General features: G+C 41.1%; 20 protein-coding genes. 13 read left to right on the top strand and 7 right to left on the bottom strand.

Annotated features, from left to right (window positions below; translation table 11 throughout):
- Positions 1 to 224: 224 nt before the first annotated feature.
- The 3 genes from tkt to ACJAZP_RS04415 all read right to left on the bottom strand — a co-directional run bounded on the left by tkt (position 225) and on the right by ACJAZP_RS04415 (position 4,554).
- The gene (gene tkt / locus ACJAZP_RS04405) at positions 225 to 2,219 is read right to left on the bottom strand and encodes a transketolase (RefSeq protein ID WP_415229524.1); all 1,995 of its coding nucleotides are present in this window, start codon (positions 2,217 to 2,219) and stop codon (positions 225 to 227) included.
- A gap of 70 nt (positions 2,220 to 2,289) precedes the next feature.
- The gene (gene tal, locus ACJAZP_RS04410; protein WP_415229525.1) at positions 2,290 to 3,240 is read right to left on the bottom strand and encodes a transaldolase; all 951 of its coding nucleotides are present in this window, start codon (positions 3,238 to 3,240) and stop codon (positions 2,290 to 2,292) included.
- A gap of 324 nt (positions 3,241 to 3,564) precedes the next feature.
- Complete coding sequence (locus ACJAZP_RS04415) at positions 3,565 to 4,554, bottom strand: sugar-binding transcriptional regulator (protein WP_415229526.1); 990 nt, start codon at positions 4,552 to 4,554, stop codon at positions 3,565 to 3,567.
- Positions 4,555 to 5,540: 986 nt separating this feature from the next.
- On the opposite strand from ACJAZP_RS04415, the gene ACJAZP_RS04420 reads away from it, so the two are divergent.
- The 3 genes from ACJAZP_RS04420 to ACJAZP_RS04430 all read left to right on the top strand — a co-directional run bounded on the left by ACJAZP_RS04420 (position 5,541) and on the right by ACJAZP_RS04430 (position 9,257).
- The gene (locus ACJAZP_RS04420) at positions 5,541 to 7,421 is read left to right on the top strand and encodes a PTS mannitol transporter subunit IICBA (RefSeq protein ID WP_415229527.1); all 1,881 of its coding nucleotides are present in this window, start codon (positions 5,541 to 5,543) and stop codon (positions 7,419 to 7,421) included.
- A gap of 94 nt (positions 7,422 to 7,515) precedes the next feature.
- Positions 7,516 to 8,664, top strand: a complete 1,149-nt coding sequence (locus tag ACJAZP_RS04425; RefSeq protein WP_415229528.1) for a mannitol-1-phosphate 5-dehydrogenase — start codon at positions 7,516 to 7,518, stop codon at positions 8,662 to 8,664.
- A 53-nt stretch (positions 8,665 to 8,717) separates the two neighbouring features.
- Complete coding sequence (locus ACJAZP_RS04430) at positions 8,718 to 9,257, top strand: MltR family transcriptional regulator (RefSeq protein ID WP_415229529.1); 540 nt, start codon at positions 8,718 to 8,720, stop codon at positions 9,255 to 9,257.
- A 537-nt stretch (positions 9,258 to 9,794) separates the two neighbouring features.
- Here the strand turns inward: ACJAZP_RS04430 and ACJAZP_RS04435 are convergent.
- A complete protein-coding gene (locus tag ACJAZP_RS04435; protein ID WP_415229530.1) occupies positions 9,795 to 10,790 on the bottom strand; it encodes a 2-hydroxyacid dehydrogenase in 996 nt (331 codons plus the stop codon).
- Positions 10,791 to 11,319: 529 nt separating this feature from the next.
- Here ACJAZP_RS04435 and ACJAZP_RS04440 point away from each other — a divergent pair.
- Positions 11,320 to 12,411: a hypothetical protein gene (locus tag ACJAZP_RS04440; RefSeq protein ID WP_415229531.1), complete on the top strand. Its 1,092-nt coding sequence runs from the start codon at positions 11,320 to 11,322 to the stop codon at positions 12,409 to 12,411.
- A gap of 83 nt (positions 12,412 to 12,494) precedes the next feature.
- Here ACJAZP_RS04440 and pckA read toward each other — a convergent pair whose 3' ends face one another.
- The 3 genes from pckA to hslR form a co-directional block, all read right to left on the bottom strand.
- Complete coding sequence (pckA, locus tag ACJAZP_RS04445) at positions 12,495 to 14,126, bottom strand: phosphoenolpyruvate carboxykinase (ATP) (RefSeq protein WP_415229532.1); 1,632 nt, start codon at positions 14,124 to 14,126, stop codon at positions 12,495 to 12,497.
- Between the two features lie 235 nt (positions 14,127 to 14,361).
- Complete coding sequence (hslO, locus tag ACJAZP_RS04450; RefSeq protein ID WP_415229533.1) at positions 14,362 to 15,222, bottom strand: Hsp33 family molecular chaperone HslO; 861 nt, start codon at positions 15,220 to 15,222, stop codon at positions 14,362 to 14,364.
- A gap of 103 nt (positions 15,223 to 15,325) precedes the next feature.
- Positions 15,326 to 15,730, bottom strand: coding sequence for a ribosome-associated heat shock protein Hsp15 (hslR, locus tag ACJAZP_RS04455; RefSeq protein WP_415229534.1), 405 nt, complete (start codon positions 15,728 to 15,730; stop codon positions 15,326 to 15,328).
- 312 nt (positions 15,731 to 16,042) lie between these two features.
- On the opposite strand from hslR, the gene gspC reads away from it, so the two are divergent.
- The 9 genes from gspC (at position 16,043) to gspK (ending at position 24,820) form a co-directional block, all read left to right on the top strand.
- Entirely contained in the window at positions 16,043 to 16,897 is an 855-nt protein-coding gene (gene gspC / locus ACJAZP_RS04460; protein ID WP_415229535.1) for a type II secretion system protein GspC, read from the top strand.
- Between the two features lie 153 nt (positions 16,898 to 17,050).
- On the top strand, positions 17,051 to 18,961 hold the full coding sequence (gspD, locus tag ACJAZP_RS04465; protein ID WP_415229536.1) for a type II secretion system secretin GspD: 1,911 nt from the start codon (positions 17,051 to 17,053) through the stop codon (positions 18,959 to 18,961).
- Positions 18,961 to 20,493 carry a type II secretion system ATPase GspE gene (gene gspE, locus ACJAZP_RS04470; protein WP_415229537.1) on the top strand — a complete coding sequence of 511 codons (1,533 nt, stop codon included), beginning with the start codon at positions 18,961 to 18,963 and terminating at the stop codon, positions 20,491 to 20,493. The genes gspD and gspE overlap by 1 nt, the downstream gene beginning before the upstream one ends.
- A 1-nt stretch (position 20,494) precedes the next feature.
- Entirely contained in the window at positions 20,495 to 21,709 is a 1,215-nt protein-coding gene (gene gspF, locus ACJAZP_RS04475; RefSeq protein WP_415229538.1) for a type II secretion system inner membrane protein GspF, read from the top strand.
- An 83-nt stretch (positions 21,710 to 21,792) separates the two neighbouring features.
- Positions 21,793 to 22,239: a type II secretion system major pseudopilin GspG gene (gspG, locus tag ACJAZP_RS04480; protein WP_415229539.1), complete on the top strand. Its 447-nt coding sequence runs from the start codon at positions 21,793 to 21,795 to the stop codon at positions 22,237 to 22,239.
- Between the two features lie 8 nt (positions 22,240 to 22,247).
- Positions 22,248 to 22,853 carry a type II secretion system minor pseudopilin GspH gene (gspH, locus tag ACJAZP_RS04485; protein WP_415229540.1) on the top strand — a complete coding sequence of 202 codons (606 nt, stop codon included), beginning with the start codon at positions 22,248 to 22,250 and terminating at the stop codon, positions 22,851 to 22,853.
- A 20-nt stretch (positions 22,854 to 22,873) separates the two neighbouring features.
- A complete protein-coding gene (gene gspI / locus ACJAZP_RS04490) occupies positions 22,874 to 23,236 on the top strand; it encodes a type II secretion system minor pseudopilin GspI (protein ID WP_415229541.1) in 363 nt (120 codons plus the stop codon).
- Positions 23,223 to 23,861: a type II secretion system minor pseudopilin GspJ gene (gspJ, locus tag ACJAZP_RS04495; protein ID WP_415229542.1), complete on the top strand. Its 639-nt coding sequence runs from the start codon at positions 23,223 to 23,225 to the stop codon at positions 23,859 to 23,861. The genes gspI and gspJ overlap by 14 nt, the downstream gene beginning before the upstream one ends.
- The gene (gspK, locus tag ACJAZP_RS04500; RefSeq protein WP_415229543.1) at positions 23,858 to 24,820 is read left to right on the top strand and encodes a type II secretion system minor pseudopilin GspK; all 963 of its coding nucleotides are present in this window, start codon (positions 23,858 to 23,860) and stop codon (positions 24,818 to 24,820) included. The genes gspJ and gspK overlap by 4 nt, the downstream gene beginning before the upstream one ends.
- Positions 24,821 to 24,874: the final 54 nt, after the last annotated feature.

Consider the following 24,874-nt stretch of genomic DNA (forward strand, 5'->3'; position numbering starts at 1 on the left):
TTCGGAAACATAGTGCTGCATGCAATCACTAAAAAGACGATTGCAGCCGATGAATAACTACCGGGAGGGGCTGGTTTGATTGAAGAGAGAGGGAATTGTTATTAATGACCTGAACCGCAATGGATCAAATAGAAGGGTTAAAAATTACAAGCTTGATGGTGAATTGCAGCACTATCTTATGATTTTTATAAAATAGTACTGCACCGGAACTTTTTTAAATAAATTTAAGCCAGTAACTCTTTTGCGGTGTTAACAACATTTTCAGTTGTAAAACCAAACATTTTAAATAACGCGTCAGCGGGTGCCGATTCACCAAAGGTTGTCATACCGATAATACGACCCTCCAGGCCGACATATTTATACCAAAAATCAGCAATGCCAGCTTCCACAGCGATCCGCGCAGTGACATCTTTTGGTAATACCGATTCACGGTAAGCGGCATTCTGTTTATCAAAAGTATCTGTTGCCGGCATTGAGACCACGCGTACCTTACGACCTTCAGCGCTAAGTTGCGCATAAGCTTCTGTTGCTAAGCTAACTTCAGATCCGGTTGCAATCAGAATAAGCTCAGGTTTGCCTGCGCAATCCTTAAGGATATAACCGCCTTTGGCTATATTAGCCAGCTGCTTGGGATCACGATCCTGCTGGGGTAAATTTTGACGGGAGAAGATTAACGCCGTTGGCGCATCTTTACGTTCAATGGCAAGTTTCCACGCTACCGCTGATTCTACCTGGTCACAGGGACGCCAGGTGCTCATATTGGGGGTTAATCGTAATGAGGCAATTTGCTCAACGGGCTGGTGGGTAGGGCCGTCTTCACCCAGACCAATTGAATCATGGGTATAAACCTGAATATTCTGAATTTTCATCAATGCCGCCATGCGCATTGCATTACGCGCATACTCCATAAACATCAGGAATGTTGCACCGTAGGGTACAAAACCGCCGTGTAATGAAATACCGTTGATAATGGCGGTCATGGCAAATTCGCGTACCCCGTAATGAATATAATTGCCGCTGAAATCACCCGCCTGAATCGCTTTAGAGCCAGACCAGATAGTGAGGTTGGAAGGGGCAAGATCCGCCGAACCGCCCATAAATTCAGGTATTATTTTTCCAAAGGCTTCCAGTGCGTTTTGGGATGCTTTACGCGATGCTATATTGGCGGGATTCGCCTGTAAATCCGAAATGATTTGACTGGTTTCAGCTTCCCAGTTTTCAGGTAGTTCTCCCGCTGTACGGCGTTTAAATTCAGCGCTTAGCTTCGGATAAGCTTGTGCATAGGCGTTAAATTTTTTATCCCAAGCCTGCTCTTTAGTAGTGCCTGCCTGTTTGCCGTCCCATTGCTGCTTAATATTCACTGGAATCTCAAAAGGGGGGTGATCCCAACCCAGACATTCACGGGCCGCTTTTATTTCATCTGCGCCGAGGGGAGCACCATGACAATCGTGCATGCCGCCTTTGTTTGGAGCACCAAAACCAATAATGGTTTTTGTACAAATTAAAGTCGGTTTATTTGGCTCTGCCTTGGCAGCTTCAATGGCTGCATTAATGGCTTCACTATTGTGACCATCGACGGCAGGAATGACATGCCAGCCATAAGCTGCAAAACGTGCAGGCGTATCGTCGGTGAACCATCCCTCAACGTTGCCATCGATTGAGATCCCGTTATCATCCCAGAAAACCATTAATTTACCCAACCCTAAGGTACCCGCAAGTGAACAGGCCTCATGGGAAATACCTTCCATCATGCAGCCGTCACCCATAAACGCGTAGGTGAAATGATCAACAATTTCATGACCATCGCGGTTAAACTGATCCGCCATGGCTTTTTCAGCTATTGCCATACCAACAGCATTAGCAACACCCTGGCCCAGTGGACCGGTGGTGGTTTCAATGCCCGGTGCATAACCATATTCAGGGTGACCCGGTGTTTTGGAGTGCAGTTGACGGAAGTTTTTTAAATCATCAATGGAGAGATCATAACCCGTGAGGTGCAGCAGCGAATAAAGAAGCATTGAACCATGGCCGTTTGACAGTACAAAACGGTCCCTGTCTGCCCAGTTTGGGTTATTAGGATTGTGTTTTAGATGATCTCTCCATAATACTTCGGCGATATCTGCCATTCCCATTGGCGCACCGGGATGGCCTGAATTGGCTTTTTGTACTGCATCCATACTTAGGGCACGGATCGCGTTGGCTAACATTTTTCGTTGCATATTGGCACCTATTCAAACTTAATTTAAAGTAAAAAAAAGCGACTTATTAGTCGCTTTGTTATTGAGGTTGTTAAAGAAGATCTGCAATCATGGTTTCAAGCTTACCCTGATCAACCGCAAAATTTCGAATCCCCTCGGCTAATTTTTCAACGGCCATCGGATCTTGATTGTGCTGCCACATGAAATCAGTATGAGTCATTTTTTCCGGACACGCTTTGAGCGTTACATTGGCGCTTAGTTTTTCAACAACGTCACCCGTGCTGTCTTGTAGTTCCTGTAAAAATTGCGGGCTGATGGTGAGGCGATCACAACCGGCTAATTCCAGGATTTCATCTAAATTTCGAAAGCTTGCACCCATCACAACGGTCTTGTAACCATGCTCTTTAAAGTAGTTGTAAATATTAGAAACTGAGATAACACCCGGATCGTCTGCGCCGCTAAAACCATGGCCTTCTTTTGCCTTATACCAGTCCATAATACGGCCAACAAAGGGAGAGATAAGGAATACACCCGCTTCTGCACAGGCGCGCGCCTGAGCGAAAGAGAATAAAAGTGTCAGGTTACAGTTGATCCCTTCTTTTTCGAGGATCTCACCGGCACGGATGCCTTCCCAGGTGGAAGCCAGTTTGATTAAAATACGGTCATTTTTTATGCCGGCATCGTTATACATTTTAATTAACTGACGTGCTTTAATAACACTTTTTTCAGTATCATAGGATAAGCGTGCATCAACTTCTGTAGAGATGCGTCCCGGTACTATTTTAAGAATTTCTTTACCGATATTTACCGCGAGCATGTCGCAGGTATCAACAACCTGTTGCGCTTTATCTGCACTTTTAGATTTTGCGTAGGCAATAGCTGAATCGATCAGGTATTTATAATCTGCCAGTTGTGCCGCTTTTAAAATTAACGATGGATTGGTGGTCGCATCTTCAGGCTGGTATTTAGCGATTTCTTCAACATCACCGGTATCTGCGACAACGGTGGTCAATTTACGAAGTTGTTCTAATTTATTGCTCATCTTTATTCTGCCTTAATATTGTGCTTGAACTACATTCAGTAGGGTTTACTTCAATAGCAGCGATTTATTATTATGCAGCCCTGCAGGGAAGGCTGAACATATGAATAGACACGGAACATTTGTTTAGTAGATATTCGTTTTTTTATCATAAAATGTCAATATAAAAAGCGGATAATACGATCTAGGTCACTTTTTAAGCATGTTATTATCTGGATTGCTGTGCGCTCTTCTGCCTTATACCAATTACACTATATTGAGCTTGGATATTTTCTTTGGCAGTGCTGCAAAAACACACTCATCAATATAAAAGTCGCTAAATTAGTTTTACGAGGGGCTGTCGTCCATATTCAATAAGGTCATTGCACAACTTACGCTAGTGGCTAAGATATCTATACTGCCAGTGCGCAGAGCACCCGCCAGTGCTAAGGCTTTTCTTTCTTCGCTGGCAATGGCAATGACATTTGGAATGCGGCGTAAATCCTCGGTGCTCAAACCAATTACCCGATCTCTTAGTCGAGTGTTCGCACTTTGGCCGTTACATTTAAAGAAATCAAAACCACCAATGTCACCAATAATACCTTCATTGATACGTGCCTCTGCAAATTCTTGCCGAGTAAACCAGCCGAGCTTAATCATATGACTGTTTTCATTCATATCACCGACGCCCACCAGAGCATAATCTGCATTTCTTGCCTGTTTTAATGTTTCAGAAATGGTGTTATGGGCAAGAAAAGCGGCACGCGTCTGCGGGCTATCAACATAAGCGGGTGCATACAATGTTTCACTTGTGCCGCCAAATTTTTTCGCAAGCTGACGACAGATATGGTCAGCATTAATACTATCTCCGCTGCGATGAGTACCACCAATAGCACAAACAAAGCGTGCCTTGCGTTGCGTCACCAGACCGACATGGTCGGCAATGGCGGCGACATTTTGCCCTTGGCCAACCGCAACGGTGCTGTTGTCCTTCAGGTTACTTGCAAGAAAGGCCGAGACAAGTACTGCGACCTGTTTGCGCTGCTCCTGGTTATTGGGTTGGTCCAGGGCTATAAGAACACGTTTGAGATTGAATTTATTGATTAAGCGTTGCTCAAGTTGGGCACTATAGATAGGGTGATAACGTACATTAATCTCAACAATCCCCTCTTCTCGTGCTCTTTTCAGAAGGCGTCCGATTTTAATTCTGGAGAGAGAAAACTTTTTTGATATCTCTTCTTGAGTCGCACCTTCTTGATAATAGAGGATCGCAATCTCGGTTAACATTTCACGATCGTCAGTAGCAGGTGCAGGAGAAGTGGTCTTTACTTGAGACATTTTGATTACTCGTTAGTTAATTAAATTGCATACAAATGGTCATCGTTAGCACAGATGTTCCCATAGTTTAGTGCTGTTTGGCAATAGAACAGTGTGATTAATAGGGGCTAAATCACCTTAGAAGATTGTCTGTTCTTGCCCGATAGAATCGGATTTTGAAGCATTTTATTAGTTTATAAAATGCGCTTTCTTCCTGAAAAAGCGAGCTGCAAATTTTTAATCCCGCGATTTAAAGCTTTTTCACCTCAAGATAAAAAGCAGATACTAGCTCAACTGTTTTCGTGCTTATCGTAAATTTCCCTTCGGTCAATGGATAAGGATGTGCGAGCAGAGTCCTTTGGTACAACATTAAGAACGTCAGATAAAGGTGGCGATTGTTATTAATCAATTGATCTCTTTGTCATAAATTAAAATGGAGTTGTTTAGCTCCTTTTTTGTGCCTATTTCAGCTTAAAATGCGTCTGCTTTTCAGGCCCCGACTGCGCTTAAAAAATCGTCTATTCCTTCTTGTCTGATAGTCGGAAATACGCCATTCTGAGTTTCCATATTCAAAAAAAAGTCTGTTATTATCCTAGAATCTGGTTTTGTAATAAAATTACATGTTTTCTCGTGGCGAGTGTTTTGGGTTGTTTTTTGCGCGTTTTTTCATGGTTTTTATCCTATGGGAAGTATGTTCCTTGAGCACTATTTCTCATTTTCGTGACGCATATCTCATTGTATCTGGTTGTTTGCTTTTCTGTTGGTGTGATCTGCATCACTAAATCTGGAGTGTATTGGTCGATTCTAGATGGTATGTTTTAATCTTACTGTGGTATTTGTGATCCGCGTCTATATTTTACCTTGTTTTGGTGTTGGTTGTGTGGTGATTGTCACGTATTGTTGCGCGTGCCGTGCACTATTGAAATAATGTGGTAAGTTTAGCGGTGCAGTTTCAACCAAATTAATTAACTTGCCTATTTAGGTGAAAAATACACACGGAGCAAATTATGCTGTCATCAAAATCTAAGGTCGGAGTGCAAAACTTTGGCCGCCTATTATCAAATATGGTTATGCCGAATATTGGCGCTTTTATCGCCTGGGGCTTAATAACAGCTCTATTTATTCCGACGGGATGGATACCAAATGAAACATTAGCCACTATGGTTGGGCCGATGATTAAATTCATGCTGCCACTCTTGATTGGTTATACAGGTGGTAAAATTATAGCCGGAGAGCGTGGTGCTGTTGTAGGTGCAATCGCGACAATGGGTGTAATCGTTGGTACTGATATTCCAATGTTTATGGGTGCGATGATTGTGGGTCCATTAAGTGGTCTGGCAATTAAGAAATTTGATGCTGCCATTCACGGTAAAGTGAAAAGCGGTTTTGAGATGTTGGTTAACAACTTTTCTGCCGGTATCCTTGGTATGATCCTTGCCATTATCGCATATATGGTTGTCGGTCCTGCTGTTAAGATGTTATCTACTGCGCTTGCTGCGGGTGTAAATGTCTTAGTTGAAAATAACTTGCTTCCTTTGACCTCTGTATTTGTTGAACCTGCTAAGATTTTATTTCTAAATAACGCCATTAACCATGGTATATTCACACCACTGGGTATTGCTCAGTCAGAGTCTATTGGTCAATCTATTTTCTTCTTAATTGAAGCAAATCCGGGTCCTGGTTTAGGTCTTTTACTTGCTTATATGTTTTTCGGTAAAGGTTCTGCAAAACAATCTGCTCCTGGTGCTGCAATCATCCACTTCTTTGGTGGTATCCACGAAATTTACTTCCCATATGTATTAATGAATCCACGTCTTCTATTAGCCGTTATCGGTGGTGGTATGACGGGTGTATTCACACTTACCGTGTTTAATGCCGGTCTTATCTCTCCTGCATCTCCCGGTTCTATCTTTGCCGTTTTGGTTATGACGCCTAAAGGCGCATATTTGGGTGTTATTCTTGCTGTTATTGCTGCTACTGTGGTTTCCTTCTTAATCGCCTCGGTGTTGATGAAAACACAGAAAATTGTTGAAGGTGAAGAAGATGCATTAGAAGAAGCTGCAAACAAAATACGCGATATGAAGCAGGAATCTAAAGGCCAAGCAACCGCTAGTGTTAATATGTCTGCCGTTAACAAAATAATTGTTGCTTGTGACGCCGGTATGGGATCAAGTGCAATGGGTGCCAGTCTATTACGTAAAAAAGTATTGGCTGCAAATTTAAATATTGAAGTTATTAATACGGCTATCAATGATCTTCCCGGTGATGTTGATATTGTTGTTACCCATAAAGACTTAACCGACAGAGCGCGTAAACATGCACCAAATGCACATCATATTTCATTAACTAACTTTTTAGATAATGCAATGTATGATGGTTTGGTTGTAGAGCTTAAATCTGCCAACAGTGCACCTGCCGCAAAAGCACCGGTAAGTGAAGAAAAAAAGTCTGAAGGTCCTTTAAAGTTAACTGAAAAAAATATCTTCTTGGGTCTGAAGCCTGCGACCAAAGAAGAAGCGATTAAATTTGCCGGTGAGCAGTTGATTGCTTTAAACTATGTGGAGCCTGAATATTTACAGGGCATGTATAATAGAGAAAAATTAGTATCAACCTATTTAGGTGAATCAATTGCGGTTCCTCACGGTACCATTGAAACAAAAAAACATGTTCTGAAAACCGGCATCGTATTTTGTCAGTATCCGGCAGGCATTCAATGGGGTGAAGATGAAGATGATGTTGCAATTCTAGTTATTGGTATTGCAGCGCAGGGTGATGAACATATTCATGTTATCACTGCCATCACCAATGCACTTGATGATGAAGAAGCAATAGAATGTTTAAAAACAACAGTCAATAAAGAAGATGTACTGAAAATTTTAACTAACTAGATGCTTCTTAAGGCGGCAACTTCAGTTGAGGTTGCCGACTAAATATTCAAGGCTGGATTTTCTAGCCTATTTTAAATTTAGGGAAATATTTATTATGAAAGCGATACATTTTGGCGCGGGTAATATTGGCCGTGGTTTTATTGGTAAAGTTTTATCGGATGCTGGTATTCAAGTCACCTTTGCCGATGTTAATGAAACGGTTGTTAATGCCCTGATAGCGCGAAATGAATATGATGTAAATGTTGTTGGTGCAGAGTGTGTTGTTGAAAAAGTCAGCAATGTTACTGCAATCAATTCAACGAGTCCTGAGATTGTTAAACTTATTGCAGAGTCTGATTTAGTGACCACAGCGGTAGGTCCTACCGTATTGAATATTATTGCAAAAACAATTGCTAATGCGATTGAACTGCGTTTAAACAGCGGTAATAATTCCCCGTTGAATATTATTGCATGTGAAAATATGGTCCGTGGTACTAGCCAGCTAAAAGCGGAGGTATTTAAATATCTTCCTGAGTCTTTGCATGCTAAATCCGACCAGACAATCGGTTTTGTTGATTGTGCTGTTGACCGTATTGTGCCGCCAGCTGAAGCGGGAGAAACCGACCCTTTAGCGGTGACCGTTGAAACCTTTAGCGAATGGATTGTTGATCAAACTCAGTTTAAAGGTGAAATTCCAACCATTAAAGGAATGGAATGCACTGATAATTTAATGGCATTTGTTGAGCGTAAATTATTTACTTTAAATACCGGACATCTAATCACTGCGTACTTAGGTGTGCTTGCCGGTCACGAAACCATTAAAGAATCGATTGAAGATGATGCTATCCGTGCAGATGTAACAGCTGCCATGGAAGAAAGCGGTGAAGTTCTAATACGTCGCTATGATTTTGATCCTAAAGCTCATGCGGCTTATATTCAAAAAATATTAGGTCGTTTTGCTAACCCTTATTTACGCGATGAAGTGGATCGTGTTGGTCGTCAGCCAATTCGTAAATTAAGCGCCAACGATCGTTTAATTAAGCCGCTTAATGGCACATTAGAGTATAACTTACCTAATGGACATTTGATTAAAGGTATCGCTGCGGCATTCCTTTATAAAAATGATCAAGACCCTCAAGCTGTCGAGTTACAAGCGATGTTTGCTGAGAAGGGATTAGCAGAAACATTAGCACATTATTCTGGTTTGGCTGTTGACAGTGAAACTGTTAAACTAGTCGAACAAGCTTATGAAAGCTTAAAATAATGACTCAATCCCAGTGCCGCTTTTGCGGCACTTTTTTATTCCATTAGAAAATTATGACAAAATTTGCGCGTTTAAAGTTTGATATAGATATTGTCGAAACACTTTCGGAAGCACAAACAGCCTATGATTTTTTTACCGCCAGTTTTGATCTCTTTGAAGATGCCGTTGATATTCTAATTCAAAATGTCTTTAGAAAAGATGATTATGCAGTAAAATATGCTGTTGAACCTTTATTAAGCAGTGATGGTCCATTGGCTCATTTACCTATCCGGATCAAACTGTTATATGGGCTGGGGCTGTTATCTCAGGATTCCTATAAAGATATTGAGAAGTTTATTGAGTTAAAAGAGTTTGTTCAGTCAGAAGGTGAATCAATAGCGTTTCTTTCATCTGTACTCATTGAACGCTTGCATGCTATTAGTGCGGTGAATAAAATTCTGCCAGCCAACTTAAGTGAAAATCAATTAGAAGAAAGTTCTCATTATATAGTGCAAATGAAACAGGAGCAGAATAAACAGATCGTTAAGTCATCATTGATTCTGGCAATCACTGAAATCATCAAAGAACTGCATAGAGATACCCCGTTAAGCTAATCCCTCAGCAAAAAAATATCTATTTTTAGTGTTATACCAAATCCATTAAATTCATGCCATTTATACTTGTTAAAACACATGCTAGCTAGACATAAAACTACGTTTTAGTCTTTGATATTAATTTGATTCATAACATCCTGTTATTCTCCACTTCGTGGCCAGCTAAAGCTGTTCAAAATCGTTGCATACGATTTTGTATATTTAGAATAATACCAAGTGTATTAAAGATGTGATCTTGTATTGCGCAGGAAAAATCAACACTAGCAAGGCATGAGTTGCAGGAAGTAGTTATTCTCCTTTCAAGACTCATAACAAAGATAGGGTTGATTTTAACCAGCAAGGCTGATCACTTATTTGATGTGTTTGGTATAACTAGTTACTGCAATCAATGCCTCACTTTCATGCGTTTTTCCGGCGCCTAAATAGATCATCTAATCAGTGGAATTGGTATTATACCAATTCCATCAATTTAGCTCTCTTCAGCATCTGTTTTAGTCTTCATAAATGCATAGAAATATTTGGATTTGATAATCATTGTTAATTTATTTCATGACCATTAACCTTACCTGCAACAAAACAGTTTAAGTTCGACAGCGTTATTTGGGCAATACTGGTTAAGGCTTCTTTGGTTAAAAACGCCTGATGGCCCGTAAAGATGACGTTGTGACACGAAGATAAACGACGAAACACATCATCAGTGATAATTTCATTGGAGTGATCGTTAAAAAACAGAGAGTCTTCTTCTTCGTAAACATCCAGACCTAAAGCGCCTATTTGCCCACTTTTTAACACATCAATTGAATCTTTGGCATTTATTAAAGCACCGCGACTGGTATTAATGATCATCACTCCCTCTTTCATTTGTGCAAAAGAGTCACTGTTCAGCAGGTGATGATTATCGTCAGTTAACGGACAATGCAGAGTGATTACATCACTTTGGGTAAATAATTCTGTTAGTGAAACATAGTTAGCGCCAAGTTCAATGGCCTGTGCACAAGGGTATGGGTCATAGGCTAATATCTCACAGCCAAATCCCTTTAGGATACGCATGGTTGCAACGCCAATTTTGCCCGTGCCGATAATACCTACGGTTTTGCCATGCATATTAAACCCAACCAATCCATCGAGTGCAAAATTGGCATCACGAGTACGCAGATAAGCTTTATGAATACGTCTGTTTAAGGTCATCATTAAGGCGATAGCGTGTTCGGCAACGGCTTCCGGAGAGTATGCGGGAACGCGCATAATAGTCAGGCCCAATTGTTTGCTAACCGCTAAATCTATATTGTTAAAACCTGCACAGCGCATCAGGATTAACTTGATACCCAGGTTTGCAAGTTCAGTTAATACCGGGCCGGAAAGATCATCGTTTACGAATGCACAGACCGCATCATAACCTTTAGCCAGCCGACTGGTGTGAAAATCCAAGCGGGTATCAAAATACTTTATCTGTATTGGATCCTGTTGAACGGTTAAGAGTGGATCGAAATGTTTAATATCATAATTGCGTGTACTGAACATGGCAACTTTCATAATAGAATTCCTAAGATAGATAAAAAATAAGATACTGCTGTTATACCAAAAAAAGCTAAAAAGGTGATCAGCCTTGCAGGTTAAAATTGTCCTTAATTGCGTTGTGAGTTTTATTCAGAACATCCTGTTCTTCACCACTTAGTGGCCAGCTGAAGCTGTTCAAAATCGTTGCATACGATTTTTGAGAAGTGAAAACAATGATCGAATGCAGCTCTCGCCTTATTAGTGCTGATTTTTCCTTCGCAATCATTGATTACTTCATTAATCCTTTTGCTATTAGAACATGGAGCAAAACAAATAAATTTGTAAAAGAAGGTCTAGAGCAGGAGCCTGTTTATCAGGCTGATCTCCTCTGGAGTAGCTTCCTGATGTTACTGATTTTTGATAGGTAAACCTCATAAAAACATAATGGTATACTTTAGCTAACCATACTGCCTGAAATTTTATCTGTAAAGCTGTTACGGAAATTATTGTCCAGCAGAGGGATACTTTGTGACGTTTTTTATAACCATTCTAAATGGAGTTTTTTATGCATCTGTGTTTTTCGATAACCGCACATGGTTTTGGGCATGCAGCAATTTCATGCGCTGTTATTAACCAGGTAAAAAAGCAACATCCTGATATAAAAATCACCGTGCTCAGTTTGGTCTCTAAGCTTTATTTACAATCGCGCCTCTGCTGCGAGTTTGAGCTGATACCGCAGGGTAATGATTTTGGTATGTTGATGGTTTCTCCGATTGAGGTGGATGTAAAAGCCAGTGCACTTAAATATTTAGCGCTTTATAACAATTGGCAGCAAGCTGTTGAGCAAGAGAAGCGGATTTTAGAAAAGATTAAACCTGACTGCCTGATCAGCAATATTTCACCTGTCAGTTTGGATGCGGCGCTGCAATTGAATATCCCCACTGCTTCGGTGGCACCTTTTAATTGGGCGCAAATTTATCAAGCATATTGCCTTGATCCCCAACAAGCAGAGATATCCAAGGCAAAATCTGTTTTTGATAAAATGGTTTCTATTTATGAACGTGTTGATTTTATTTATAAACCTTTACCCTCGGTGCCGTTTATGCTGGAAAAGGAGATACGTGTAGCGAGTATCTGTAGCCAACCACCGGCCCCCGGTGCGCAGTTATTGCAAAAATTACCTGCGGGTACGGATAAAATTGGTTTGGTGGCACTGGGCGGTTTGCCGACTAGCCTGGATCTTGAAAATTGGCCCCGTATAACAGGGTGGCATTGGTTGATCGATCAAGATGCGGATCCGTTACGCGATGATATGAGTCAAATAACCGAGTTACCCTTTTCTTTTTTATGGTTGCTTAGCAGCTGCGATCTTATTTTAACTAAACCTGGATATGGTACCTATTGTGAAATTGCGGCTCTCGCTAAATATCAAAAGGCAAGGGTCATTAGTCTCGAACGTCCGGACTGGCCGGAAACACCCTTTTTAAACCAGTTTTTAAGTGCGCGGGTGCCTTTTGTCGAAGTTAAGCTTGCGCAGCTAAGCGGTGAACCTTTAACCACAGTCGTTAAGCAATTGCAGATGCTTGCTTATCCAGCGGTTCAGGCTTGTGATGATGGGGCGGTGCAGTTAGTCAGTGATCTGCTTGAGCAGTTGTAAATATTATATTGGTATTTTTTGATCAATAAAAAACCAGTTAAGTTGGCAACTTAACTGGCTGAAATGGAAACTTTTATTATAAATTAAGCTGATACTTTACTTAATTGTGGTCCTGCAGAAACAAGAGCCAGTCCCTCTGGTTTATCGGTATAACGGGCAAAGTTAGTAATAAACAGATTGGATAACTCTTCCGCTTTTGTCTCCCACTCGGCAGGCGTTGCATAGGTATCGCGCGGATCAAGAATATCGCTGCGTGTACCTGGTAAAGCTAGCGGCACTTCCAAGTTAAAGTATGGAATGACTTTAGTCGGTGCTTCTTCAATTGATCCGTCTAAGATAGCGCTAATAATGGCACGCGTATCTTTGATTGAGATCCGTTTACCTGAGCCATTCCAACCGGTATTAACCAGGTATGCTTCTGCACCGCTCGCTTCCATACGTTTAACTAACTGCTCAGCATATTGGGTTGGGTGCAGGCTTAAAAATGCAGCTCCAAAACAAGCAGAGAAGGTCGGTGTTGGTTCTGTAATACCACGCTCGGTACCCGCTAATTTTGCGGTAAAACCCGATAGGAAGTGATATTGCGCCTGTTCTTTAGTCAGCTTGGAAACCGGAGGTAAAACACCAAAAGCATCGGCAGTTAAGAAAATGACTTTCTGTGCATGACCGGCTTTCGATACCGGTTTAACAATATTTTCAATATGATAAATGGGGTATGAAACACGGCCATTTTCAGTTTTACTGGCATCATCATAATCGACCACACCGTCAGGGCCAACAACCACATTTTCAAGTAATGCATCACGTTTAATCGCATTAAAAATCTCAGGTTCAGCTTCTTCGCTTAAACGGACGGTTTTAGCGTAACAGCCACCTTCAAAGTTAAACACACCCTGATCATCCCAGCCATGTTCATCATCACCAATTAATTTACGTTTTGGATCCGTTGACAGCGTGGTTTTACCGGTACCCGATAAACCAAAGAAAATGGCAGTATCGCCGGCTTCACCGACATTTGCAGAACAATGCATAGATGCCATGCCGTTAAGGGGTAACAGGTAATTCATTACTGAAAATAACCCTTTTTTCATTTCTCCGCCGTACCAGGTGCCTCCTATTAATTGAATTTTTTCCGTAAGATTAAAAGCAACGAAGTTCTCAGAGTTTAATCCGTGAGCCTGCCACCCTGGATTGGTGGTTTTAGAGCCATTCATTACAACAAAATCAGGTTCAAAATCAACAAGTTCATCTTGTGTAGGGCGGATGAACATGTTGGTTACAAAATGTGCCTGCCAGGCAACTTCCATAATGAAACGAACTTTTAAGCGGGAGTTTTCATTGGCACCGCAAAAAGCGTCAACAACAAAGAGTTGTTTAGAGGAAAGATCTTTACTTACTATTTCTTTTAAATCATTCCAAGTGCTCTGATCGATAGCTTTATTATCATTTTTACCCTGGTCACTCCACCAAACCGTATCGCGAGTTGTATCATCTTTGACAATATATTTATCTTTTGGAGAGCGACCAGTAAAAATACCCGTATCAACCGCTACAGTACCATTTGAAGTGACGGTACATTTTTCAAACCCCTGTAAATGTTCTGCCATCTCCTCTGCAAATATCTTTTCATAACTCGGATTATAGATAACTTCAGGAACGTTCGTGATGCCGTATTTACTTAATTGTTCAGCAGAAAATGTGTTCGTCATTGCCATGTTCAATTTCCCTCGGGTAGTGTTTATCTAATGAATATTATCGGCCCATTAGATTGGATAAAAATGGTACTGACAGGGTAAGGTATTAGAGGTTGTGTTTAGTCGATCTAGTTCAAATAATGGGAGGTTTTTGTTAAAAAAGAGCGTTTACGTCAATATAATGTAAAGGTTCCTCGGTTTTTGTGTTATTCAGCTGCTTTTTCAGTTAAAGCAGCTGTTCCTTGGTTATTGACTATTAGTGCTGTATACCCTGTTGGTCATGCAGCAATATTTGTAAATCATCCTTCTCAAAATGATAATTGCTGGCACAATATTCACAGTGCATATCAATACTGCCCTGTTCATTCAACATTTCAAGGATTTCTTTCGCTGTGATTGAAGCGAGCGATGTTAAGCAGCGTTCTTTTGAGCAGCTACATTTAAAGCTAATTGATTGAGCTGTAAACAAGGTCACTTTTTCCTGATGGTATAAACGATACAGTAATTCATCGTTTTCCAGAGTATAAAGTTCTTCTTCTTTCACCGTAGAAGCTAATGCAGAAACGTGTTGAAAGTCCTGCTCATGATTTTCATTAACTGCAGGTAATGTCTGTAATAATAATCCGGCAGCTTGTGCTGAGTCTTCAACACTGGCGTGTAAAATGATGCGCGTTGCTAATTGCTCCGATTTAATAAAATAATCCTCTAAACATGTACTTAAGGAATCTTTCTCCAAAGCAACAATGCCTTGGTAACGCTCACCCTCTTCAGGTGAGATAGTAATCATTAAATGCCCTTTACCAACCAGTTGTTTAAAAGACAAACCCGAAGTGTCGCCTGTCACAGTGGCTGTGCCGCGCACTTCGAGATTTTGATTGGCGTTTATAACCGCCGTCTTTAAGGGACCATCACCCTGTAACTGCACGGTGATTTTGCCAGCGAATTTTAATGTTGCCGTTATCAGGCTAGTTGCGATTAATAACTCACCAACAAGATTAGCGACTTCAGCGCTATAGTCATGTTTTTCAATAATTTCGTTAAAACTATTATGAGCCCGGGCTATTTCACCCCGAATTTGGTAATCATCAAAAATAAAGCGTTGTAGTTGGTCACTCATGATCTTTTTACTCTCTGTTAAAGTCGTTTTATATTTGCTCAGAATTAAATTGGTGTTGCGCCTGCTGTTATTGGGCTTTGTATTCGCAAATCGCCGGATAATATTAATCGAAGTTAGCTGTATTACGTTGTACTTTTGCCTGAATTAACTCTCGACGCTGTTTTTTATTTGGTTTTTTATCGGGATGCGGTGCATTTTGTAAACTGAGTTTACGCAAGGTTTGGTATTCTTCACGTTTTTTTATACTGTCAGCTGTTTCTTTATATAATGTTTCGGCAATAGGTGCTGCGCGGCGTTGTTCAGACAAAATCTCCACTGAAACCTGTTTTGTTATATCTCCCTGACGGATTGATAATATTGCATCTAGTTCAACTATCTTACTTGCTTTAGCACGCTGTCCGTTAAAGCGTACTTTGCCGCCCTGAATCATATCTCGTGCCGTGCTGCGGGTTTTGTAAAAACGGGCTGCCCATAACCACTTATCTAAACGAATCTTTTTATCAGTCATTTTTCAACCTTTGTTGATGAACATTGAGTATAACAAATTAGCATTTTTCACCATGATTTTTTTGCCTATACTTAATAAATAAACCATAGTCTATTTATTGTTCAGGTGCATTTGACTTTTTCTTATCTGCCGTTTTCCACTTATATACTTGTATGATATATAAGGTTAATATGCATTTTAAAGCACAACGTGCGAGAATTAGTTAACTTAGGAAGGCGGGCTCCTCTTATAAATAAAAATGTAGCAGGGTATAATCCTTAATTTTATATTTTCTTCTCTAATCAATAATTTTAAATTAAACAGGATATTTTAGTGCCATTATCCATTTTTGTACAAAAACTGCCAAATATGACATTGCTCTTGTTAGGAGCTTTACTGGCATACCAGTTTGCCTTATTTACCTGGTCTTTATTGCCTGTGGAAAAATATGAGGTGCAGTGGACTGCTCCCCAAATCACCGGGCTAAACAGCGCTAATAAAGTTAATAGTGAGCAGATTAAGGATCTTCAGCTTTTTGGGAAAAAAGTGGTATCCAGTGTGAGGCCTAAGAAGAAATTACCGCCTGAGACCATGAAGGTAACGAAACTGAACTTAAGTTTGGCCGGCGTGGTCGCGGCTTCTGAACCACGCTATTCCAGTGCAATTATTTCCTACAAAGGCAAACAGGACAGCTATTTTATTGACTCCAAGATTGAAGGTACCAGCGCTTCTGTTTATGAAATTTATGAGGATCACATCGTTCTCGATGAAAATGGTGTTTATCAGGTATTAATGCTGGATGGACTTGAAGCGGATAAAGCACAATCAGCCCGAAACGTTCAACCTGTTGCAGAACAAGTAACTCGCGTTAGCGAATCAAACACCATTGACTTAGACCGTGATGAGATATTAAAAGATCCCGGTAAGTTAACTAACTACGTGAGTATTTCACCTGTGCGGGAGAATGGCGAAATTAAAGGCTACCGCATAAATCCAGGTAAAGATCCTGAATTATTTGAACAAGCAGGTTTAGAAGCTGGAGATTTAGTCGTCGAGTTAAATGGTGTTGATCTGACAAATTTGGCAGAGTCGATGTCTTTAATGAAAGAGTTCCCAACCATGACAGATATTAGCTTAACAGTTGATCGCGAGGGTCAGTTATATGAACTGTATTTTAGTATTCCATAATTATACTAGAATGATTTTGCAGCACTCTATTTTAGAGTGTAACTCGTTAATTTGCCGTGACAGTAATAATTTGGAGTTTTAATAAAGATGATCACTTTCAGGATACAAAAAAAATTATCTAAGCGATTAATTGTAAGTTTATTGGTTTTATTGATGTGCGCGTTAAATTTAGGGCGTGCATCTGCCACTGAATATTCAGCCAGTTTCAAAAATGCGGATATTAATGAATTTATCAACATTGTTGGTAAAAATTTAAATAAAACCATCATATTAGATCCGTCGGTGCGTGGCAGCATCAATGTTCGTAGTTATGATTTATTGAATGAAAAGCAGTATTATCAGTTTTTCTTAAATGTATTAGAGGTGTATGGTTTTGCTGTTGTTGAAATGGATAATGGCATAGTCAAAGTGGTTAAATCTAAAGATGCTAAAACAGCCGCTATTCCGGTTGTTGACGACGGTACAATGTTCTCCGGTGACCAAATGGTGACGCGGGTAGTCCCTGTTACTAACGTTTCCGTCCGTGAGTTAGCTCCTCTATTACGGCAATTAAATGATAATGCCGGCGGTGGTAATGTGGTGCATTATGACCCTTCTAACGTATTAATGATCACCGGTCGCGCTGCGGTTGTTAATCGTTTGGTAGAGATTGTCAATCGGGTCGATAAAGCAGGCGACCAGGAAGTTGATATCATCAAACTTAAATATGCCAGCGCACTGGAAATGGTTAAAATTGTCGATTCTATTCAAAAATCAGGAAGCGGTACAAAAAGTACTACGCCGACTGTCTTACAACCTCGACTGGTGGCCGATGAACGTACTAACTCTCTTATTATCAGCGGTGAACCTAAAACTCGAGCACGGATCGTTAAATTAGTTAAATCACTAGATGCTGAGCTCTTAAATGAGGGTAATACGCGTGTTTTTTATCTTAAATATGCGAATGCCCAAAAAGTGGTTGATGTATTAAAGGGCGTTAGCCAAAGTATTGATAGTCCTCAGGGAAGCACAGCCGCGGAACAATCGAATCTCAGTATCGAAGCGCACGAAGGAACTAATGCGATCGTTGTTTCTGCACAACCGGCTCTGATGTCATCATTAACCAGTATTATTCGTCAATTAGATATTCGCCGTGCACAAGTTTTAGTTGAAGCGATTATCGTAGAGGTTTCTGAAGGTGATGGCATTAATCTTGGCGTTCAGTGGGGATCGTCCTATGGTGGAACACAATTTCAGGATAGTGCTGTTACGACCGGTGATATTGTCGCGGGTTCACAGGACGATGATTCTGCTATTTCTGCTATATCCCAAATTTCTGGAGGGATTTTTGGGTTTATTGACAACGATTGGGGTGCCGTATTACAAGCATTGAGTACAGCTACAACCTCCAATATATTAGCGACCCCGAGCATCACAACCATGGATAATCAGGAAGCCAGTTTTATTGTCGGTGATGAAGTGCCGGTTTTAACCGGCTCAACTTCCAGCGCAACTAATGATAATCCATTCCAAACAATTGAACGCAAAGAGGTCGGTATCAAACTCACCGTAACCCCGCAAATTAATGAAGGGGATTCAGTGCAGATGGTCATTGAACAGGAAGTTTCAAATATTAAAAATGATACCTCGGCGGTGGATGTTATTTTTGCAACTCGTTCAGTGAAAACCACCGTATTAGCAAAATCAGGTGAAACGATAGTCATAGGTGGTTTGATTAACGAAGAAGTCAATGAGACTGTTCAGAAAGTCCCTTTATTGGGGGATATCCCCCTGGTGGGATTTCTGTTCAGGTCCACAGAAAGTACTACAGAGAAACGTAATCTAATGGTTTTCCTGCGCGCGTCTATTATTCGGGATGATCAGACCATGATGGAGCTCAGTACGCGAAAATACAGTTTAATTCGAGCGATTCAGGAAAGGCAGCGTGATGTGGGTGTTAATTTGATGCCTAACGCTATTCCTCCGGTGCTGCCTGAATGGGGACAAAGTTATGAAATTAACCCGGATAGTTTCAACAGGGCAGAAAGTAAAAGCACACAACCAACAACAGAAAGAGTGAACTAATGGTCGAGGTTGAACACAAAACGCTGCAAACGGCGAGCATTAATGAACCTGAGTTTATTGAAGTCACGCCGGGTGGCCAGTTACCTTTTCAGTTCTCAAAAAAACATGAGCTAGTGCTTTTTTATGAAAATGACGATGTGCAGCTTTGTTACAAGATCCCACCTGCAGCTGATTTGATACTTGAAGTACGTCGAGCCATAGGTTGTGAATTTACTTTAAAACAGGTCGACAATGTCCGTTTTGAGAAGTTAGTGACAATCGCTTATCAAACTTCCTCTTCGCAAGCGCAGCAATTGATGGAAGATATTGGTAGTGATAATCTTTTTACCCTGGCAGATGAATTGCCCAGGGATGAGGATTTATTAGAAACCCAAGATGATGCTCCGATTATTAAATTAATTAACGCCATGTTGGGTGAAGCGATTAAAGAAGAAGCTTCTGATATTCATATCGAAACCTTTGAAAATAGTTTAGTTATCCGCTTCCGTATTGATGGTGTTTTACGAGAAATTCTCAAACCGCAACGTAAGTTGGCTAACTTATTGGTTTCTCGTATTAAAGTAATGGCGAAGTTAGATATTGCTGAAAAGCGGGTGCCACAGGATGGCCGTATTTCCATCCGTATTGGTGGTCGAGCGGTTGATGTGCGTGTTTCAACCATGCCTTCGAGTCATGGGGAGCGAGTTGTACTGCGTTTATTAGATAAGAATGTCATTAAACTAGATCTTGCAACCTTAGGCATGACGGAAAAAAATCACCAGCTGGTGCGCGATCTGATCCATAAACCCCATGGCATCATTCTGGTCACGGGACCGACAGGTTCAGGTAAAAGTACAACCTTGTACGCCGGTTTATTGGAGATAAACTCTAAAGATCGTAATATCCTCACCGTTGAAGACCCTATTGAGTATGCCATTGATGGTGTTGGACAAACCCAGGTAAATACCAAAGTAGACATGACGTTTGCGCGGGGATTGCGGGCAATTTTACGTCAGGATCCCGATGTTGTTATGATTGGGGAGATTCGTGATTTAGAAACTGCGCAGATCGCCGTACAAGCCAGTTTAACCGGACATCTGGTTTTATCAACTCTGCATACCAATAGTGCTGTTGGCGCGGTTACGCGTTTGCGTGATATGGGGGTTGAACCGTTTTTATTATCTTCAAGTTTATTGGGGGTTTTAGCGCAACGATTAGTCAGGCGTTTATGCCCTGAGTGTAAACAAGCGCACAGCACAACAACCCAAGAAAATGAGATTTTAGGATTACAGGAAACTGATAATACAATTATCTATCAAGCGGTTGGATGCTCTTACTGTAATCAAACGGGTTATCGAGGGCGTACCGGTATCCATGAGTTATTAATCGTTGATGAGCATGTTCGCGAATTAATTCATTCTGAAGCAGGAGAGCAGGCGGTCGAAAAATTAATTCGCCGACGCACTCCCAGTATTCGTGATGATGGTTTAGCCAAAGTGTTAGCAGGAGTGACCACCTTGGAAGAAGTTCTACGTGTAAGCAGAGAGGATTGATGTGGCAACGTTTTCTTATAAAGCAATTGATCAACGGGGAAAGCTGAAAAAAGGCACACAAGAGGCCGATTCGGCACGCTTGTTACGGCAACAGTTACGCACAACGGGTTTAACGCCCCTTGAAATTGAAGTCGTTAGCAGTGAATCTCCAAAAAAAGCAGGAAGTTTATTCAACCATAAAATAAAAACCGCGGATTTAGCCTTAATGACGCGTCAATTATCGACTCTGGTTGCATCAGCCATTCCCCTCGAGGAGTGTCTATATGCCGTGGCTGAGCAGTGTGATAAACCTAAAATAAAGGCCATGATAGTATCTGTGCGCGGCGGGGTACTTGAAGGACATAGTCTGGCAGACAGTATGCGCGCATTTCCCTTGATTTTTGATAACCTGTTTTGTTCGATGGTCGCGGCGGGTGAAAAATCAGGACATCTGGACCAGGTGCTGGATCGTTTGGCAGATTACGCTGAGCAACGTCAGGAGATGAAAAGCAAAATGATGCAGGCGTTGATTTATCCGTTGATATTAACCCTGGTTGCGATTTCTGTGGTGGCAATTTTATTGACTTCGGTAGTCCCGCAAGTGGTCGGGCAGTTTGAGCATATGAGCGCGGAGCTGCCGGCTTCAACTAGATTTTTAATTGCCGCCAGTGATGGTTTAAACAGTTATGGGTTATACGTGGTGATCCTTTTAGGCGCTGCGCTGATAATTATCAAACGATTACTTAAAAAACCGCAAAACCAGCTATTATTTGATCAAAAATTGCTCAAGTTTCCGGTTATCGGAGGGGTTGCCAACGAACTCAATACCGCTCGTTTTGCTCGCACCTTGAGTATTCTAAACAGCAGTGCCGTGCCGTTATTAGAGGCTCTGTCGATAGCCGGGAATGTATTAAGCAATCAATTTATACGTCTTAAAGTAGGAGAGGCGACGGAGCATGTTCGCGAAGGCACAAGTCTAGGGCAAGCCTTAGACAGTACAAAATTGTTTCCGCCAATGATGTTACATATGATAAAAAGTGGAGAGCGCAGTGGAGAACTTGGCAGTATGCTTGAACGATCTGCTGATAATCAGGACAAGCAGTTTGCAGCGCAGGTGACAATTGCACTGGGTATTTTTGAACCCGCTCTGGTAGTCTCGATGGCTGGTATCGTTTTGTTTATCGTAATGGCAATATTGCAACCCATTTTACAGCTGAATAATATGGTATCGGGTTAAATAAGATGAGAATCGAACTTAGCTAGATAGTGCTGGTCTAACAGCAAGTTTAAATTTAAATAACAAAATTTAGGGGCAAGATAGTGAAGAGCAACAATAAAAAACACAGAAATAACCAAAAAGGTTTTACCTTACTTGAGATCATGGTGGTTATTGTTATTTTAGGAATATTAGCCTCCCTGGTAGTGCCTAATCTGATGGGCAATAAAGACAAAGCCGATCGTCAAAAAGTGGTATCAGATCTGGTTGCACTAGAAAATGCTTTAGATATGTATCGCTTAGATAACAGTTATTATCCAACTACGGATCAAGGGTTGAATGCTTTGGTCGAAGAGCCGAGTGGCACACCAACCCCCCGTAATTATAGGGAAGATGGTTACATCAGACGCCTACCGCAAGACCCATGGGGTAATGATTATCTGCTGGTCAGCCCCGGAGAGCAGGGAAGAATTGATGTTTTTTCTGTTGGCCGAGATGGTGAGGAAGACACCGATGATGATATTGGCAACTGGAACTTGGATGGTAAATAAGCCCGATTTTGCTCTATAAAAAGCATTTTAAAAATATTCGGCAGTCCGGCTTCACTCTGCTGGAGGTGATGTTGGTGGTGTTATTAATAGGCATGGCTTCGCTTGCGGTGGTAATGACTTTGCCTAATAATTTAAACTCTGAAAACAATGTCAGCTGGCAGGCACAGCGCTTTGCAACGTTATTACAATTTGCCGAAGATGAGGCGCTGATTTCCGGTAATGAGCTCGGGTTAGTGATGAAAAATAACAGTTACCAATTTGCTGTTTATAATTATGCGAAGCAACGCTGGTTAGCTGCTCGGGTCGGTGAAATAGAGAGAGCAATCGGATTACCCGAGTCGATTGCTCTCGAATATAGGCTGTCTGATTCGGTTTGGGGTGATCTCAACAACCTTGAGCAGGACAGTTTTATTGAAGAATCAGAACTTATTGAGATTGAAGCTGATAATACATTGGAAACCTTAGCGCCTCAGGTCTATGTGATGTCCAGTGGTGAGGTATCCCCTTTTTCATTGATCTTTTCAAAGGTCGATAATGATGCTGAAGAGCAAGCAATGACAGTTTCAGTGAGTATGAATGGTGCAATTTCTATTGCCGAGCTGAGCACCGAATGAAGGTAAAACGATACTCGGTTATGTCTAAACACAGAGGTATGACTTTACTTGAGGTTATGCTGGCCCTGGTTATTTTAGCGACAGCAGGACTCGCGGTGATGAACGCGGCTTCAGGCACATTAAATAATCAGGCTTATCTGCAGGATAAAACGTTTGCCTTGTGGGTTGCCAGTAACCGTTTGGTAGACTTGAAATTACAACAAACCTGGCCCTCTGCAGATTGGCAAAATGATACTGAAGAGTTTGCTGGAAATACTTGGTATTTACGTTATCAGACAGTGAAAACCAGTAATGATAGTTTGCAAGCATTGGATATTGAAGTGAGCACTAAAAAAGAAGGGAGCGCACTCGCTTATATTAGGACTTACATTGTCGCAGAGTAACCGAGCAGGTAAAAAGTCAATAAAGGGATTTACGCTGCTGGAAGTCCTGGTGGCGATCATGATTTTTGCAATGCTTAGTTTGACCGCTTATCAAGTCTTACAGGGAGTATTACGTAGCAGTGAAATAAGTAAAGAGCACAGTGATGCATTAACCAAATTGCAACGTGCAATGCTTATTATTGAACAAGATTTTACACAGATTGTTGCGCGTGCTTCCCGTGACGGCAGTAGCGATGATGAAACATTACGCGCTATCACAGCAGGTAGATCGTTGTATGGTTCAGAAGATCAGGGCATTGAATTTAATCGTCTCGGGTGGCAAAATCCGCTTAATTTACTGCCCCGCTCTAATATCGTGCGGGTACGTTACCGACTTCAAGAAGGGCAATTACAACGTCTGTATTTTCTTTATCCAGATCTGGTTACAGGGCAAGAACCAGAAGTTCAAGTATTATTAAATGATATCAGTACGCTCAGTTTCCGTTTTTGGAATAACGGATGGAAAAGTGTCTGGAGCCCTGACACAAGCCTTCCGGAAGGTATTGAAATTACTTTTACCAGCAAACGCTATGATGAAATTCGCCGTGCTTTTTTAATCTCTGCAGGCGGGGTTATTAAACAATGATGCCGGCTAAAAATAAAAAGCAAAGCGGTGTTGCGCTTATTACTGTGATGCTGATTTTGGCGATTATGGTAACCGTGGCAGGCACTATGACTGGTCGGCTGACCATGAGTTTAAAGCGTACTGAAGGATTAGTTTTTTCACAAAAAGTCTATTGGTACGGGCAGGCTTCGGCAGACTTTGGGAAAATGATTTTAAATCAGGATTTTTCAGATAGTGACGTGGTTAGTTTGGATCAAATATGGGCAACACCTAATGCTGTCTTCCCGCTTGATAACGGCTCTCTGGCATTAGAGATTAAGGATCTGCGTAGTTGTTTTAATGTCAATAACGTTACCACAGATGTGGCGGTAACTCAGTTTCAGTACTTATTAGAAGCGCTTGGCGTAAATGATTATGGTGCTGAGATGATTGCTGAATCAACTCGAGATTGGATTGATAGTGATGATCAAAGTGAGGCATCCCAAGGTGCTGAAGATAGCTTTTATCAAGGCTTGAGTGTTGCATATTTAGCTGCGAACAGTTTAATGGTTGATATTAGTGAACTGCGTGCCGTGCAGGGGGTAGGACAAAAAACATATGAAAAAATAGCGCCCTATTTATGTGCTGTTCCCTCTACTAAACAAACAATTAATGTGAACACTGTTAGTGTGGAGCAGTCTGAGATCTTATACGCTTTATTTAAGGCGGATCATGATCTGGCTGTTTCTGATTTTAAAACCTTATTAGAAAACCGGCCAATCAGTGGTTGGCTCAGCATTTCTGATTTTTTAGATAATAGCCTATTTGATGGTTTGTCTGTATCGTCATCTTTAAAGTCAAAATTAGCTGTCAGTAGTGAGTTTTTTCAATTAAATGGAATTGTTGAATTTGAAGATAGATTAATGGCGGTTAATTTTTTGTACCAAATTGAATCAGAGAATGCAACCGTCATCCGTTACAAATCAGGTGGATTTAAATGAATTTAGCATTACACATTCAATCGATATTAGATGCGCCAATGACCACTGATAATG

The sequence above is a fragment of the Psychromonas sp. genome (assembly GCF_047632955.1).
Taxonomy (GTDB): Bacteria; Pseudomonadota; Gammaproteobacteria; order Enterobacterales; family Psychromonadaceae; genus Psychromonas.

Bases quoted from the DNA above. Each gene is read 5' to 3' on its own strand.
- tkt (WP_415229524.1), bottom strand. From the start codon at position 2,219: ATGCAACGAAAAATGTTAGCCAACGCGATCCGTGCCCTAAGTATGGAT.
- tal (WP_415229525.1), bottom strand. From the start codon at position 3,240: ATGAGCAATAAATTAGAACAACTTCGTAAATTGACCACCGTTGTCGCA.
- ACJAZP_RS04415 (WP_415229526.1), bottom strand. From the start codon at position 4,554: ATGTCTCAAGTAAAGACCACTTCTCCTGCACCTGCTACTGACGATCGT.
- ACJAZP_RS04420 (WP_415229527.1), top strand. From the start codon at position 5,541: ATGCTGTCATCAAAATCTAAGGTCGGAGTGCAAAACTTTGGCCGCCTA.
- ACJAZP_RS04425 (WP_415229528.1), top strand. From the start codon at position 7,516: ATGAAAGCGATACATTTTGGCGCGGGTAATATTGGCCGTGGTTTTATT.
- ACJAZP_RS04430 (WP_415229529.1), top strand. From the start codon at position 8,718: ATGACAAAATTTGCGCGTTTAAAGTTTGATATAGATATTGTCGAAACA.
- ACJAZP_RS04435 (WP_415229530.1), bottom strand. From the start codon at position 10,790: ATGAAAGTTGCCATGTTCAGTACACGCAATTATGATATTAAACATTTC.
- ACJAZP_RS04440 (WP_415229531.1), top strand. From the start codon at position 11,320: ATGCATCTGTGTTTTTCGATAACCGCACATGGTTTTGGGCATGCAGCA.
- pckA (WP_415229532.1), bottom strand. From the start codon at position 14,126: ATGGCAATGACGAACACATTTTCTGCTGAACAATTAAGTAAATACGGC.
- hslO (WP_415229533.1), bottom strand. From the start codon at position 15,222: ATGAGTGACCAACTACAACGCTTTATTTTTGATGATTACCAAATTCGG.
- hslR (WP_415229534.1), bottom strand. From the start codon at position 15,730: ATGACTGATAAAAAGATTCGTTTAGATAAGTGGTTATGGGCAGCCCGT.
- gspD (WP_415229536.1), top strand. From the start codon at position 17,051: ATGTGCGCGTTAAATTTAGGGCGTGCATCTGCCACTGAATATTCAGCC.
- gspE (WP_415229537.1), top strand. From the start codon at position 18,961: ATGGTCGAGGTTGAACACAAAACGCTGCAAACGGCGAGCATTAATGAA.
- gspI (WP_415229541.1), top strand. From the start codon at position 22,874: ATGTCTAAACACAGAGGTATGACTTTACTTGAGGTTATGCTGGCCCTG.
- gspK (WP_415229543.1), top strand. From the start codon at position 23,858: ATGATGCCGGCTAAAAATAAAAAGCAAAGCGGTGTTGCGCTTATTACT.